Annotated in this window: 13 protein-coding genes and 1 pseudogene; 9 read left to right on the top strand and 5 right to left on the bottom strand. The window is 71.7% G+C overall.

The features are described from left to right. Positions 1–51: 51 nt before the first annotated feature. Positions 52–726, bottom strand: coding sequence for a 2-phospho-L-lactate guanylyltransferase (cofC, locus tag ON30_RS19245; protein ID WP_040708891.1), 675 nt, complete (start codon positions 724–726; stop codon positions 52–54). 94 nt (positions 727–820) lie between these two features. Here cofC and ON30_RS19240 point away from each other — a divergent pair, with 94 nt between their 5' ends. The 3 genes and pseudogenes from ON30_RS19240 to ON30_RS41160 form a co-directional block, all read left to right on the top strand. Next, a complete protein-coding gene (locus ON30_RS19240) occupies positions 821–1,834 on the top strand; it encodes an NAD(P)H-dependent glycerol-3-phosphate dehydrogenase (protein ID WP_040708890.1) in 1,014 nt (337 codons plus the stop codon). Between the two features lie 221 nt (positions 1,835–2,055). After that, positions 2,056–3,147 (top strand): D-alanine--D-alanine ligase family protein, encoded by a 1,092-nt coding sequence (locus tag ON30_RS19235; RefSeq protein WP_040708889.1) that lies wholly within the window; start codon positions 2,056–2,058, stop codon positions 3,145–3,147. A gap of 78 nt (positions 3,148–3,225) precedes the next feature. Then, a pseudogene (locus ON30_RS41160) lies at positions 3,226–3,351 on the top strand (pyridoxal 5'-phosphate synthase glutaminase subunit PdxT); the annotation flags it as partial. A gap of 17 nt (positions 3,352–3,368) precedes the next feature. Here the strand turns inward: ON30_RS41160 and ON30_RS19230 are convergent. After that, positions 3,369–3,992, bottom strand: coding sequence for a DUF3515 domain-containing protein (locus ON30_RS19230; RefSeq protein ID WP_083911523.1), 624 nt, complete (start codon positions 3,990–3,992; stop codon positions 3,369–3,371). A gap of 160 nt (positions 3,993–4,152) precedes the next feature. Here ON30_RS19230 and ON30_RS19225 point away from each other — a divergent pair, with 160 nt between their 5' ends. The 4 genes from ON30_RS19225 to ON30_RS19210 all read left to right on the top strand — a co-directional run bounded on the left by ON30_RS19225 (position 4,153) and on the right by ON30_RS19210 (position 7,108). After that, on the top strand, positions 4,153–5,154 hold the full coding sequence (locus ON30_RS19225; protein ID WP_040709209.1) for a thiamine-phosphate kinase: 1,002 nt from the start codon (positions 4,153–4,155) through the stop codon (positions 5,152–5,154). A gap of 11 nt (positions 5,155–5,165) precedes the next feature. Then, positions 5,166–5,849, top strand: a complete 684-nt coding sequence (locus ON30_RS19220; protein ID WP_040708887.1) for a uracil-DNA glycosylase — start codon at positions 5,166–5,168, stop codon at positions 5,847–5,849. Between the two features lie 70 nt (positions 5,850–5,919). Continuing rightward, positions 5,920–6,174 (top strand): hypothetical protein, encoded by a 255-nt coding sequence (locus ON30_RS19215; RefSeq protein WP_040708886.1) that lies wholly within the window; start codon positions 5,920–5,922, stop codon positions 6,172–6,174. 58 nt (positions 6,175–6,232) lie between these two features. Continuing rightward, positions 6,233–7,108, top strand: coding sequence for an alpha/beta fold hydrolase (locus ON30_RS19210; protein ID WP_051029533.1), 876 nt, complete (start codon positions 6,233–6,235; stop codon positions 7,106–7,108). Positions 7,109–7,120: 12 nt separating this feature from the next. Here the strand turns inward: ON30_RS19210 and ON30_RS19205 are convergent, their stop codons facing one another. From ON30_RS19205 to rpmB, 3 genes are all read right to left on the bottom strand, one after another. Continuing rightward, positions 7,121–7,909, bottom strand: a complete 789-nt coding sequence (locus ON30_RS19205; RefSeq protein WP_040709206.1) for an enoyl-CoA hydratase/isomerase family protein — start codon at positions 7,907–7,909, stop codon at positions 7,121–7,123. Between the two features lie 26 nt (positions 7,910–7,935). Then, positions 7,936–8,430 carry a GNAT family N-acetyltransferase gene (locus tag ON30_RS19200; protein ID WP_051029532.1) on the bottom strand — a complete coding sequence of 165 codons (495 nt, stop codon included), beginning with the start codon at positions 8,428–8,430 and terminating at the stop codon, positions 7,936–7,938. A 180-nt stretch (positions 8,431–8,610) separates the two neighbouring features. Then, positions 8,611–8,802 (bottom strand): 50S ribosomal protein L28, encoded by a 192-nt coding sequence (gene rpmB / locus ON30_RS19195; RefSeq protein WP_011210730.1) that lies wholly within the window; start codon positions 8,800–8,802, stop codon positions 8,611–8,613. Between the two features lie 304 nt (positions 8,803–9,106). On the opposite strand from rpmB, the gene fakA reads away from it, so the two are divergent. Both fakA and recG read left to right on the top strand, forming a co-directional pair. Beyond that, entirely contained in the window at positions 9,107–10,780 is a 1,674-nt protein-coding gene (fakA, locus tag ON30_RS19190) for a DAK2 domain-containing protein (protein ID WP_245554140.1), read from the top strand. 24 nt (positions 10,781–10,804) lie between these two features. Then, a complete protein-coding gene (recG, locus tag ON30_RS19185; RefSeq protein WP_040708885.1) occupies positions 10,805–13,081 on the top strand; it encodes an ATP-dependent DNA helicase RecG in 2,277 nt (758 codons plus the stop codon). Positions 13,082–13,083: the final 2 nt, after the last annotated feature.

The following is a 13,083-nucleotide window of genomic DNA, read 5'->3' as shown; positions in this document are numbered from 1 at the left end:
CGCACCCCGACACCGGGATTGTTCGGGTACCTCGAAAGCGGTGGCGATCCTCTAGCACACGCCGCGAACGGCCTCGTGAACGGCACCGGACCAGCCGATGTCGCCCAGGAGAGCGCGCGTCGACCGGCCCGCGCCCAGTGTCAGCGCACTGTCCAGGTCTTCCGCCGTGTCGACGTCCAGGCGCAGCCCCGGCCAGTGGCCGTCGAGATCGACCGCCCCCGCCGCGAGGTGCGCGCGCGCCGAACCGGGGCCGAAGCGCGGATCCAGCGCCACCGCGCCACCGCCCGCGAACAGCGCCGCCGTACCGGATCCGGTGTGGTCGACCACCACCGACCGACGGCCCGCGGGGGCCGCGGCCACCATCGCCGCCAACTCCCGCGAACGCAGCGCGGGCAGGTCGGCCTGCAACGCCAGCAACTCCACCGCGCCGTGCGCGCGCCGCAACGCCTCGGCGGCGTCGCCCAGCGCGGCGTTCAGATCCGAGATCAGCGGCTCCGGATGCACGTTCGCGCCCAGTTCGCCCGCCAGCGCGGCCACCTCGGGATCGGGCGTGACCACCGTGACCGAGCGGATCGCCGCGACGCCGTTGGCGGCGGTCACCGTGTCGGCGAGCATGGCCAGCACCAATCGGGCCCGGTGCTCCGGGCGCAGCCGATCGGCCAGGCGGCTCTTGGCCCGATCCAGATTCTTCACCGCGATCACGGCGTGCACGGCGTGCGGACGCATGAGCCAATACTTCCACGCCCGTCCGCGCCCGCGCGTGCGGTGTCTTTCGGGGGTATCGCGCAGCCGGGACCGGCGCGGATGGCATCCTGGGCGGATGACGAGGGCGGCGGTACTTGGTGCGGGCTCATGGGGCACGGCGTTCGCGAAAGTGTTGGCGGACGCCGGGACCGAGGTGACGATCTGGGCGCGACGACCCGAGGTCGCCGAAGCCATCGCCACCGACCATCGCAATCCGTTCTACCTGCCCGATGTCGCCCTGCCCGCCGGACTGTCGGCCACCGCCGACCACGCCGAGGCGCTGGACCGGGCGAACATCGTCGTGCTCGCCGTGCCCTCGCAGTCACTGCGCGGCAACCTCGAACACTGGAAAGGCGCGATCGCCGCCGCGACCACCCACCACGACGCGAGCCTGCTCAGTCTGGCCAAAGGCATCGAGACGGGGACGCTGCTGCGGATGAGTCAGGTGATCGGCGAGGTCACCGGGGCCGACGCCGACCGCATCGCGGTCCTGTCCGGACCGAACCTGGCCAAGGAGATCGCCGGCGAACAGCCCGCCGCGACCGTCATCGCGTGCACCGACGGTTCCCGGGCGGTGGCCTTGCAGCGGGCCAGCGCCAACGGCTACTTCCGGCCCTACACCAACACCGACGTCATCGGCTGCGAGATCGGCGGCGCGTGCAAGAACGTGATCGCGCTGGCCTGCGGCATCGCGGCGGGTATGGGACTCGGCGACAACTCGATCGCCAGCCTCATCACCCGCGGACTGGCCGAGATCATCCGCCTGGGCGTCGCGCTCGGCGCGGAACCGGTCACGCTGGCCGGCCTGGCGGGCGTCGGCGACCTCGTCGCCACCTGCACCTCGCCGCTGTCGCGCAATCGCAGCTTCGGACACGTCCTCGGCGCGGGCGGGTCGATGGAGGCCGCGCAGCAGGCCACCCACGGCCAGGTCGCCGAAGGCGTCAAATCCTGCACCTCGGTGCGGGCGCTGGCCGCCGCCACCGGGGTGGAGATGCCGCTCACCGAGGCGGTGCACCAGGTGTGCCACGAGAAGATGTCGGTGGCCGAGGCGGTCGGCAACCTGCTGGGCAGGCGCATCAAACCGGAGTGAGCCGCCCTCGGCCGCGCGGTACGCGTGTGCGACGCCGGAGTCCTCGCGGGTGCCGCGCCGAGGTCGTCATGCGTGGCACGCGGTGGGCATGACGCGTGGCACGCGGTGGGCATGACGCGTGGCACGCGGTGGGCATGACGCGTGGCACGCGGTGGGCATGACGCGTGCCACGCGGTGGGCATGACGCGTGCCACGCGGTGGGGACGGGTAGGTTTTCGAACATGACCAATCGGATCAGAGTGGCTGTGGTATTCGGCGGGCGCAGCAACGAACACGCCGTCTCGTGTGTGTCGGCGGGCAGCGTGCTGCGCAACCTCGATCCGGAGAAGTACGAGGCCGTGCCGATCGGCATCACCACCGGCGGCAGTTGGGTGCTCGGCAGCACCGAGGTCGCCGCGCTCGGCTTGCGCGGCGGCGAACTGCCCTCCGTGGACGGTTCCGGCACCGCCCTCACCCTGGCCGCCGACCCCGGTCTCGGCGGTCGACTGGTCGCCCTCGACGATCCGGACGTCGCGCTCGGCGCGGTCGACGTCGTCTTCCCGATCCTGCACGGTCCCTTCGGCGAGGACGGCACCTTACAAGGAATGCTCGAACTCGCGGGCATTCCTTACGTCGGCCCCGGCGTGCTGGCCAGCGCGGCGGGCATGGACAAGGAATTCACCAAGAAACTGTTCGCCGCCGAAGGTCTGCCCATCGGCACCCAGATCGTGCTGCGCCCCGGTGTGGAGACCTTGACCGCGGCCCAGCGCGACCACCTCGGCCTGCCCGTCTTCGTCAAGCCCGCGCGCGCCGGATCCTCCATCGGCATCACCAAAGTCGCCGACTGGGCCGACCTGGACACCGCGATCGCGAGGGCGCGCGCCCACGACCCGAAGGTCATCGTCGAGGCGGGCATCGTCGGGCGCGAGGTCGAATGCGGTGTACTGGAATTCCCGGACGGCCGCGTCGAGGCCAGCGTGGTCGCCGAGATCCGCATGCCCGCGGCCGAGGCGAGCGGGTTCTACGACTTCGACACCAAATACGTCGACGACGTCTGCGAATTCGACGTCCCCGCCGACCTGGACGACGACACCTCCGAGCAGATCCGCGACCTGGCCGTCCGCGCCTTCCGCGCCCTGGACTGCCAAGGGCTCGCGCGCGTCGACTTCTTCGTCACCGAGAACGGCCCGGTCCTCAACGAGATCAACACCATGCCCGGCTTCACCGCGATCTCGCTCTACCCCCGCATGTGGGAGGCCAGCGGGATCGACTACGCGAAACTGGTGTCGGTGCTCATCGAGACCGCGATGGCGCGGGGCACCGGCCTGCGCTGAACCGCGCGCGTCACTCGTGGGCTGCGCACGGCCTCGTGTGACGGGGCGCGGTGAGCGGACGGCAGGGCCGACCGGTCAGTTCGGCAGCGACTTCGCGACGGGATGCCCGCCTACGGGTCCTGCGCGGGCATGATCCTGCCGGCCTCCGAGGTGCTCGACACGCGACCGGACGCCCAGCACCTGTCCGGGATCGACATGACGGTGAGCGGGTCGGGATCGAGTCAGTTCGGCAGCGGGCCGGGATCGAGCGGACGGGCCGGGAGCGTCGCGGTCAGGGTGTCGGAGACCGTCTGCAACGGGGTGGGGCCGGACCCGTCGGGCACCGTGAGGGCGATGTAGGTCTCGCGGTCGACGGCGAACCAGGTGGCGGAGGTGGCCGCCGGATCGCGCACCTCGAACCACTGCACCCCGTTGACCACCTGCAACGGCGAGGCCCGGTTGAATTCGAGTGGCCGATCCAGGCCGCAGCGCAGCACGATGGCCTCGCCGCCGTCGACGGGTTGCCAGGCCCGGGTGGCGGGCGGGGCCGGTTCGACCAGTTGGGATTTGGTGTAGTCGCCGAGATCGGCGGGCAGGGCGGGCAGCAACGCGGTGCAGGCGGGGCCGTCGGCGGCGGGCGCGGGCACCGGCCCCAACGCGAGCGGTTCGCGTTCGGCGGGCATCCGCGCGGCCATCACGGCGGCGACCAGGATGCCGACGATCAGGACGACGGGCAGCGCCACCGCCGTCGCGATCAGCGCGGGGGAGTACCCGCCCGCACCGTCCGCCTCTGCCCGCGTGGCGCGGTCCTCGTCGTCACCCTCGCCGTCGTCGGTGGGCTTGGACGAGTCGTTGTCCGCCGCCATCGCTGTTGACCTTCTTTCGCGTCGTCGCACCCGGTTCGCCGCGGGGTCGCGCGCGGGTTCGGTGGGCCTCGATTGCCCTGGACAGGGTACCGTCGAGCCGATTCCCGCCCGTACGGCACCTGCGGCCGGACGGGGCCGAGCGCGTGAGAGGGGCCGGGTCATCAGCGAGGGCGCGGAGCCGAGGACGGTCGGTGAGCTGGGCGAGTTCGCGCTGATCGACCGAATTAACGCGGGCCGGGCGGACGCGCCCGCGGTGCTGCTGGGCCCCGGTGACGACGCCGCGCTGGTCGCCGCGCCGGACGGTCGTTTCGTGGTGAGCACCGACATGCTCGTGCAGGGCCGCCATTTCCGGCTGGACTGGTCGAGCCCGCGCGATGTCGGCCGCAAGGCGATCGCGCAGAACGCGGCGGACGTGGTCGCGATGGGTGCGGCGCCGACGGCGTTCACGGTGGCGCTGGGTTGTCCGTCCGATACGCCGTTGGCGGTGATCGACGGTCTGGCCGAAGGGCTGTGGTCGGCGGCGACGGATCTGGGCGCGTCCGTCGCGGGCGGTGACCTGGTGCGCTCGGCGGACCTGGTGATCTCCGTGACGGCCTTCGGCGACCTGTGCGGCCGCGCGCCGATCACCAGATCGGGGGCACGCGAGGGCGATACGGTCGCGGTCGCGGGCCGGCTCGGGTGGTCGGCGGCCGGTCTGGCGGTGTTGAGCGCCGAGGCCGGAGCCGACAGGTTCGCCGACGCGGTTGCCGCGCACCGTGTTCCGCGTCCGCCCTACGCCGCGGTGCTCGACCTGCCCGCCGCGGGCGCGCGGCCGACCGCGCTGACCGACGTCTCCGACGGACTGCTCGCCGACCTGGGGCATATCGCGCGCGCCTCGGGGGTGCGCGTCGACCTGGATTCCGCCGCGCTGGGCGATCCCGCGCTGGAGTCGATCGCGGCGGCCCTGGATGCCGATGCGGCGCAATGGATCCTGGCGGGCGGTGAGGAGCACGCCTTCGCGGCCACCTGGCCCTCGGGCGTGCGACCGCCCGCGGGATGGCTCGTCATCGGACGCGTGTGCGCAGGTCACGGCGTCACCGTCGACGGAGTCGCGCACAGCGGGTCACTCGGATGGGAATCCTTCGACGGGGCAGGCTCGGCGGGCGAGTCCGAGCCACGATAGGTTGTGCGGTCATGGGTGCGAAACCACTGTCGGAAATCATCGATCCAGGTTGGGCGCGGGCGTTGGCGCCGGTCGCCGATCGGATCACCGAGATGGGGGAATTCCTGCGGGCCGAGAACGCCTCGGGGCGCGGCTATCTACCCGCCGGCGAGAACGTGTTACGCGCTTTCCAACGTCCCTTCGACGCCGTTCGCGTGCTGATCGTCGGCCAGGATCCGTATCCGACCCCCGGTCACGCGATGGGGCTCAGCTTCTCGGTCGCCCCCGACGTCAAGCCCGTGCCGCGCAGCCTGGCCAACATCTTCACCGAACTCGCCAAGGATCTCGGCCACCCGACACCCTCGACAGGTGACCTGAGTCCGTGGTCGGATCAGGGGGTGCTGCTGCTGAACCGCGTCCTGACCGTCGCGCCCGGGCAGCCCGCCTCGCACCGCGGCAAGGGCTGGGAAGCGGTGACCGAACAGGCCATTCGCGCCTTGGTCGATCGGGACGAACCGCTGGTCGCGATCCTGTGGGGCAAGGACGCGGGCACCCTGAAGCCGACGCTGTCGGCCGCCGAAGTCCCCTATATCGAATCCGCGCATCCCTCGCCGCTGTCGGCCTCGCGCGGCTTCTTCGGTTCCCGGCCGTTCTCCCGGGTCAACGAACTGCTCGACGAACTGGGCGCCGAACCCGTCGATTGGCGGCTGCCCTGACCCACCCCCACCGTCCGGCGCCGACCGGGCCGCTTTACCGCTCGACCGCAACAAGTGAGGAGCCCTATCCATGTCCGACAAGACCGTCCGCCGGGCCGTGCGCGGAACCACCGCCACCCTGGCCCTGTGCGCCGCGCTGGCCGGTGGCGCCGCCGCCGCGAACGCCGCGCCGTTGCAGCTCGAACCCGCCGACGCCGCGACCACCGCCGTCCCCGTGGGCGAGGAGTTCACCTCGACCGGGTCCTCGACCATCTCCTCGGGCGTGAACGCCAAGGTCACCTGCCTGTTCCAGAACACCTTCAGCGGCACCCGCCTGAACTGCTGACCGGGCTCTTCCGCGAGGTCCGCGCCGGACCGGATCGGTACTGTGCGATCCTCGGATCGTGAGTAATGCGAACTACTTGCTCGAACCGGTCCGGCTGCGGCTGCGCGGGAAGGGCGGGATCGACCTGGCCGCGGACCACTTCGGTCCCGAGGACGGCCCGCTGGTGGTGTTCCTGCACGGCGGCGGGCAGACCCGACATTCCTGGAAGCAGACCGGCGCGAAGCTGGGGCTGGCGGGGATGCGGGTGGTCACCCTCGACGCGCGCGGCCACGGCGACAGCGCGTGGGCCGAGGATCGCGACTACAGTCGCGCGAGCATGGTCGCCGACCTGCTCGCGGTCCTCGAACAACTCGGCGCGACGCCGGAGCGTCCCGCCGTCGTGGTCGGCGCGAGCATGGGCGGAATCACCGGCCTGCTCACCGCGGCCGCGCCCGGCGAGGCCGGCATCGCGGCGCTGGTACTGGTCGACATCGTCACCAGGCCCGAGGCGGAGGGCGTCGACCGGGTCATCGGCTTCCTGAGCAGGCACCGCGACGGATTCGACACCGTCGAGCAGGCCGCCGACGCCGTCGCCGCCTATATGCCGCACCGGCCGCGCCCGAAGTCCACCGACGGTCTGCTGCGCAATCTGCGCGAACGCGAGGGCCGCTGGTACTGGCACTGGGATCCGGACATGCTCTCGGGCCGCGTCGCCGATCCCGAGACCATGACCGAGGTGATGGAGACCGCCGCGCGCACCTTGACCATCCCGGTGCTGCTGGTGCGCGGAATGCGTTCGGACGTGGTCAGTCCCGAAGGCGCGGCGGCCTTCCTGGAATTGGTGCCGCACGCGGAGATGGTCGAGATCGGCGGCGCGGCGCACACCGCGGCGGGCGACGACAACGACGCGTTCACCGACGCCGTCGCGAATTTCGTGCTGCGCGTGCGCGACTGAACCGCCGCGCGGTCAGGTGAGCCCGGTGAAGTCCGGCTTGCGCTTGGCGACGAACGCGTCGACGCCTTCGCGTCCGGTCGGTCCCGCGGCGGCGGCGGTGATGTTCTGGCGTTCGCTGTCGAGTTGTTCGCTCAACGTGGCGGCGGGCGAGCGGCGCAGCAACGCCTTGATGCTCGCGTGCGTGGTGCGCGGCCCGGCGGCCACCGCGACCGCGAGCGCCTCGGCTTCGGCCAACACCGCGTCGTCGGCGACGATCCGGCTGAGGATGCCCAGGTCTCGCGCCTCTTCGGCGTCGAGCACCGCGTCGGTGAGCAGGATCTCCCTGGCGCGGCCCCACCCGACGACGCGCGGCAGTGTCCAGGACATGCCGCCGTCCGGGCTCAGGCCGATGCCGGGGTAGGCGGGCCGCAGCTTGGTGGATTCGCCGCCGATCGCGATATCGGCCGCGAGCACCAGGCTCATTCCCGCGCCCGCCGCCCAGCCGTGCACGGCGGCGATCACGGGGGCGGGGCAGGAGTCCAGGGCGCGCACGAAATCGTGCAGGTCGGTGGCGAGTCCGTGGATGTGCACGCCGCGGTCGGCCGCCTCGGCGAACCCGCGCACGTCGCCGCCCGCGCAGAAATTCGCTCCCGAACCGGTGAGCAGGACCGCGCCGAGATCACCGCGACGGGCACGCAGCGCGGCGGTTCCCGCGTTGATGCCGCCGAAGTCCATCGAGGTGCCGCGGCCGGCGGTGGCGATCGTGATGCGGAGAACGCCGTTTTCTTCGCTGACGTATTCGGTTCTGTCGGAGGAGGTCATGATCGCCAACCCTAGCCGCGCCCGAGTCACAGCGGAACGGCCCGCACCATCCGCACCATCTCGGCGGGACTGAAATCCTCGATCCGGCGCGCACCGTCGGCGACGAAACCGCGCCGCCGGTAGAAAGCGCGGGCGCGTGGATTCTCGGCGAAGACCCACAGCGAATGGGACAGGCGCGGCGTCAGCACGCGATCGAGCAGCGCGTCGGCCAGACCGGTGCCGTACCAAGGGGAGCGCACGTACAGCGCGCCGAGTTCCCGGTCGGCGGCGGGCGGATCGTCGCGCGGGACACGGGTGTTGGCGAAGCCGACCACGACCTGCTCGACCAAGGCCACCCAGGTGTCACCCGGATCGCGGGCCCGGGTGCGTTCCCACTGGGCGGCGCGTCGGTCGAGGTCGAAGGCGTCCAGCACGTGACGCGGCACCAGATCCGCGTACGCCTCGCGCCAGCAGTCGATATGGCATTCGGCCAGGGCGCGGGTGTGCTCGGTGTCCAGGGCGACGATGCGCGGGTCGGTCACGACGCGGGCCTCCCGGCGCACGAACGAGCCCCGGCACTCACGGGGAGTACCGGGGCTCGGTCACGGTCCTGCTCGGTGCGGCTCCGTCCGCGACCGCTCGCGCGTAGTCGGCGAACGGGCCGGACGATAGAACCGCGGCGCACCGGGTATGCCTTCGTCAGGGACGGTGCTCGCGGCGAATCAGCCGCGAACGACCTTGCCCGCCTTCAGGCAGGAGGTGCACACGTTCATCCGCCGGGTGTTGCCCGGGGCGACCTGCGCACGAACGGTCTGGATGTTCGGGTTCCAACGACGGTTGGTGCGCCGGTGCGAGTGCGAGACCGACTTCCCGAAGCCGGGGCCCTTGGCGCAGACGTCGCAGACGGCAGCCATAGTCGCGAACTCCTTCATGTCAAAGTGGGGACCGCCGCGTCGAGGCAGCCGTCCGTAAACGATGCTTGCTGTGCCCCCGCCGACGGATATCGGCCAGCGCACACCGGGAAGGCCGCGCGAGGCAACCCTGCAAGGGTAGCCAACGCCGACCCGATCCGCCAAACCAGCGGCCCGACGGGCCACCGGGGGCGACCCGGTACCGGGCGAGCCTACTCGATCGGTGTCGCGGGGCCGGTGTCGGGTCGCCCCGCTAACCTGGCGGAGTCCGGTGCGGTGCAGGTAGACGACAGGGAGTGAGGTGACGGTGGTCCACGAGCGGGACGAGATCGACGGCGCCGCGCTGCTGCGCTGGGGCTGGACCTGTCTGGCCGGGCTGGAACAGCGGCGCGAGGAGATCAACGCCCTAAACGTCTTCCCGATCGCCGATTCCGACACCGGCACCAACATGCTCGCGACGATGCGGTCGGCGGTCCGCGAGGCGGAACGACTCTTCGAGGACGAACCCGCCGAATCCGCCGCCACACCGCGCGAGAACGCCGGGCCGTCGGTGCGCGAGGTCGCCGCGGCCATGGCACGCGGCGCGACCAGGGGCGCGCGCGGCAATTCCGGCATCATCCTGTCCCAGGTCCTGCGCGGTCTCGCCGAGGCGGGCGACGGCACCCGGCTCACCGCGGACGCGTTGCGCGAAGCCCTGCATCGCGCCGCCGCGCTGGTTCGCCGGGCGTTGAGTTCCCCGGTCGAGGGCACCATCCTCACCGTGCTGGACTGCGCGGCCGCCAGCGCCGCCGCCTGCCCCGACACGACAGCGGCCGAGGTGGCGCTGGCCGCCGCCGACGGCGCCGCCAAGGCGCTCGGCGACACCCCCTCCCAACTCGGTGTCCTGCGCGCCGCCGGTGTGGTCGACGCGGGCGCGCGCGGTTTGGTGGTGCTGCTGGACAGTCTGGTCTCGCTCACCCGGGGCGAGGCTCCCGAGCGGCCCGACTACCTGCGCGTTCCGGTGGAACCCCCGGTCGAGCCCGGCGCCGATGCCGACCCGGCCGCCCCGTGTTTCGAGGTCATGTACCTGCTCGCCGACAGCGACGAGACGCGGGTGGCCGCGCTGCGGGATCGCCTCGACGAGTTGGGCGATTCGGTGGTCGTGGTGGGTGACGGCGCGCACTGCTGGTCGACGCACGTGCACTGCGCCGACGCGGGCGCGGCCGTGGAGGCCGGCCTGGCGGCGGGCACGGTGAGCGCGATCCGCATCGAGAGTTTCGCCGTCACCGCCGCACCCGACCATCCGCACCATCCCCGGATCGCCGCGGGCATGCCCGAGACGCCGGTGGATCGCGCGGTCCTGGCCGTGGCGGCGGGCGCGGGCGCGGTGACGTTGTTCGAGGCCGGGGGCGCGGTGGTGCTCGGCGGCGAGACCCCCGTCACCTCGGCGGCGCTGCTGACCGCGATCCGGCGCATGCCCAACCGCGAGGTGCTGGTGCTGCCCAACGGCGCGTTGCCCGCCCACGAACTCGTCGCCGTCGGCGTCGCGGCCCGCGACATCCACCGCGACGTGCTGTTGCTGCCCAGCGGTTCGATGGTGCAGGGATTGGCGGCGCTGGCGGTGCACGATCGCGGCCGCATCGCCGTCGACGACGCGTTCGCGATGTCGGAGGCGGCCGCGGCCACCAGGTGGGGTTCGCTGCGCGCCGCCGAGCATCGGGCGCTGACCATGGTCGGCACCTGCGAACCCGGTGACGGACTCGGGTTGGTCGGCCACGACGTGGTCGTGATCGACCGGGACGTGCGCGCGGCGGGCGGCGTCCTGCTCGATCGGATGCTCGGTCTCGGTGGAGAATTGGTGACCCTGCTGATGGGCGCGGACGCTCCGCCGGAACTGGCCGTCGAATTCGCCGCGCACATCGCGCGCGGTTTCCCCGGGGTCGAGGTCGTGGTGTATCCCGGTGGGCAGCAAGGTGATCTGGTGCAGATCGGGGTGGAATGACCTCGGCGGACGAAGGATTGAGTCATGGCGACACTCGGTGATCGGCTCGACCACGTACTCGGCGCGAAGGCCGCCGACTCGCTGGCCGAATCGTTCGACATGACCACGGTCGAGGATCTGCTGCGGCACTACCCGCTGCGCTACGCCACCCAGGGCCAGCCGCTGACCGAGGAGGAACCCGAGGACGGATCGCACGTCACCGTGATCGGTCGGATCACCAAGACCGACCTCAAACCGATGCGCAACCGGCGGGGTTCGCTGCTGAAGGTGCTGCTCGACACCGGCGCCGGGCGTCCGGTCGATGTCACCTTCTTCAACGGCGACAAGGTGAAATACGTTGTCAAAGCCGGTGTTCGGGCGATGATGTCGGGCACCGTGACCTACTGGCGGCCCGGCAGTTGGAATCTGTCGCATCCGGGCTATCTGATCCTGCCCGAGACCGAGGACGAGTCGGTCGGCTCCTTCACCCGGGTGCGCGGCGGCGGCGATCTGCGCGGGCTGGCCGAGAGCGCCAAAGGCGCGGGCGGCGTGGACGTCTCGTTCATGGAGCGCGAGTACATCCCGGTCTATCCGGCCACCGCCAAGGTGCAGAGCTGGGATCTGCTGGCCTGCATCCGGCAGGTCCTCGACCAACTCGATCCGATCGACGACCCGCTGCCCGAGGCGGTGCGCGAGGAGCGCTCGCTGATGAGGATCTCCGAGGCGCTGCGCGCGATCCACCTGCCCGAGTCGCGCACGGAGATCGACGGCGCGAAGGAGCGGCTGCGCTTCGACGAGGCGTTGGCGTTGCAGTTGGTGTTGGCCGAGCGACGTCACGAGGTCGAGGGGCGGATCGCCCGGCCGTGTCCGCCCCGCGCGGACGGGATCGCTGCGGCGTTCCGGGAGCGGCTGCCCTTCGAGCTGACCGAGGGACAGACCAGGGTGGTCGAGGAGATCTCGGCGGACCTGTCGCGGTCCCAGCCCACGCACCGGTTGCTCCAGGGCGAAGTGGGCTCGGGCAAGACGATCGTGGCGCTGCTGGCGATGCTCCAGGTGGTCGACGCGGGCCACCAGTGCGCGCTGCTCGCGCCCACCGAGGTGTTGGCCGCCCAGCACTACCGGTCGCTGCGGGCGATGCTGGGCGATCTGGCCGAGGCCGGTGAGCTGGGCGGGGCCGACCAGGCCACGCGGATCGTCCTGGTGACGGGATCGATGTCGACGGCCGCCAAGAAGGCGGCGCTGCTGGCGGCGGTGACGGGTGAGGCGGGCATCGTGATCGGCACGCACGCGCTGATCCAGGACGCCGTGGAGTTCTTCGATCTCGGCATGGTGGTCGTGGACGAACAGCACCGCTTCGGGGTGGAACAGCGTGACGCCCTGCGCGCCAAGGCGACGGCGGGCACGAGCCCGCACCTGCTGGTGATGACGGCCACCCCGATCCCGCGCACCATCGCGATGACCACCCTCGGTGATCTGGAGACCTCCACGCTGACCCAGTTGCCGCGCGGCCGCTCGCCCATCACTTCCCGGGTGGTGCCGCGCCGCCTGCACCCGAACTGGGTCGATCGGGCCTGGGAACGCATCCTCGAGGAGGTCGGGGCGGGGCGGCAGGCGTATGTGGTGTGCTCGCGCATCGGTGACGACGAGGACGCGGGCGCGGCCAAGGGCAAGGCGAAGAAGGGGCGTGCGGCCGAGGAGAAGGAACCGCCGCCCACGCAGGCCGTCCTGGACGTGTTCGACATGCTGCGCACCGGTCCGCTGGCCTCGCTGCGGGTGGGCCTGCTGCACGGTCGGCTGCCCGCCGACGAGAAGGACCAGGTGATGCGCGACTACAACGACGGCGACATCGACGTGCTGGTGTGCACGACGGTGGTCGAGGTCGGCGTGGACGTGCCCAACGCGACGGTGATGGTCATCGTGGACGCCGACCGGTTCGGCGTCAGCCAGTTGCACCAGTTGCGCGGGCGCATCGGGCGCGGCAAGCATCCCGGGCTGTGTCTGCTCGTCACCGACGCCGCGCCCGGCGGGTCGGCGATGACGCGACTCGAGGCGGTCGCGGGGACCACCGACGGCTTCGAGCTCGCCGTGCTGGACCTGCGGCAGCGCCGCGAGGGCGACGTGCTCGGGTCGGCCCAGTCCGGCACGGCGCGCTCGCTGCGCCTGCTCTCACTGCTCGACGATCTGGAGACCATCACCGCCGCACAGGAATTCGCCCGCGAGGTGGTGCGCGCGGACCCGGGTCTGCGCGAGCACCCCGGCCTGGCCGCGATGATGAACGCCGCGGTCGACGGCGAACGGCTCGAGTACCTGGCGAAATCCTGAGC

The sequence above is a fragment of the Nocardia takedensis NBRC 100417 genome (assembly GCF_000308695.1).
In the GTDB taxonomy this organism is placed as follows: Bacteria; Actinomycetota; Actinomycetes; order Mycobacteriales; family Mycobacteriaceae; genus Nocardia; species Nocardia takedensis.
Note: the sequence above shows the minus strand (reverse complement) of the source record. Positions and strands in the feature narration are given on the sequence as shown.

Bases quoted from the DNA above. Each gene is read 5' to 3' on its own strand.
- ON30_RS19230 (WP_083911523.1), bottom strand. From the start codon at position 3,992: ATGGCGGCGGACAACGACTCGTCCAAGCCCACCGACGACGGCGAGGGT.
- ON30_RS19205 (WP_040709206.1), bottom strand. From the start codon at position 7,909: ATGACCTCCTCCGACAGAACCGAATACGTCAGCGAAGAAAACGGCGTT.
- ON30_RS19220 (WP_040708887.1), top strand. From the start codon at position 5,166: ATGGGTGCGAAACCACTGTCGGAAATCATCGATCCAGGTTGGGCGCGG.
- ON30_RS19215 (WP_040708886.1), top strand. From the start codon at position 5,920: ATGTCCGACAAGACCGTCCGCCGGGCCGTGCGCGGAACCACCGCCACC.
- rpmB (WP_011210730.1), bottom strand. From the start codon at position 8,802: ATGGCTGCCGTCTGCGACGTCTGCGCCAAGGGCCCCGGCTTCGGGAAG.
- ON30_RS19235 (WP_040708889.1), top strand. From the start codon at position 2,056: ATGACCAATCGGATCAGAGTGGCTGTGGTATTCGGCGGGCGCAGCAAC.
- cofC (WP_040708891.1), bottom strand. From the start codon at position 726: ATGCGTCCGCACGCCGTGCACGCCGTGATCGCGGTGAAGAATCTGGAT.
- recG (WP_040708885.1), top strand. From the start codon at position 10,805: ATGGCGACACTCGGTGATCGGCTCGACCACGTACTCGGCGCGAAGGCC.
- ON30_RS19240 (WP_040708890.1), top strand. From the start codon at position 821: ATGACGAGGGCGGCGGTACTTGGTGCGGGCTCATGGGGCACGGCGTTC.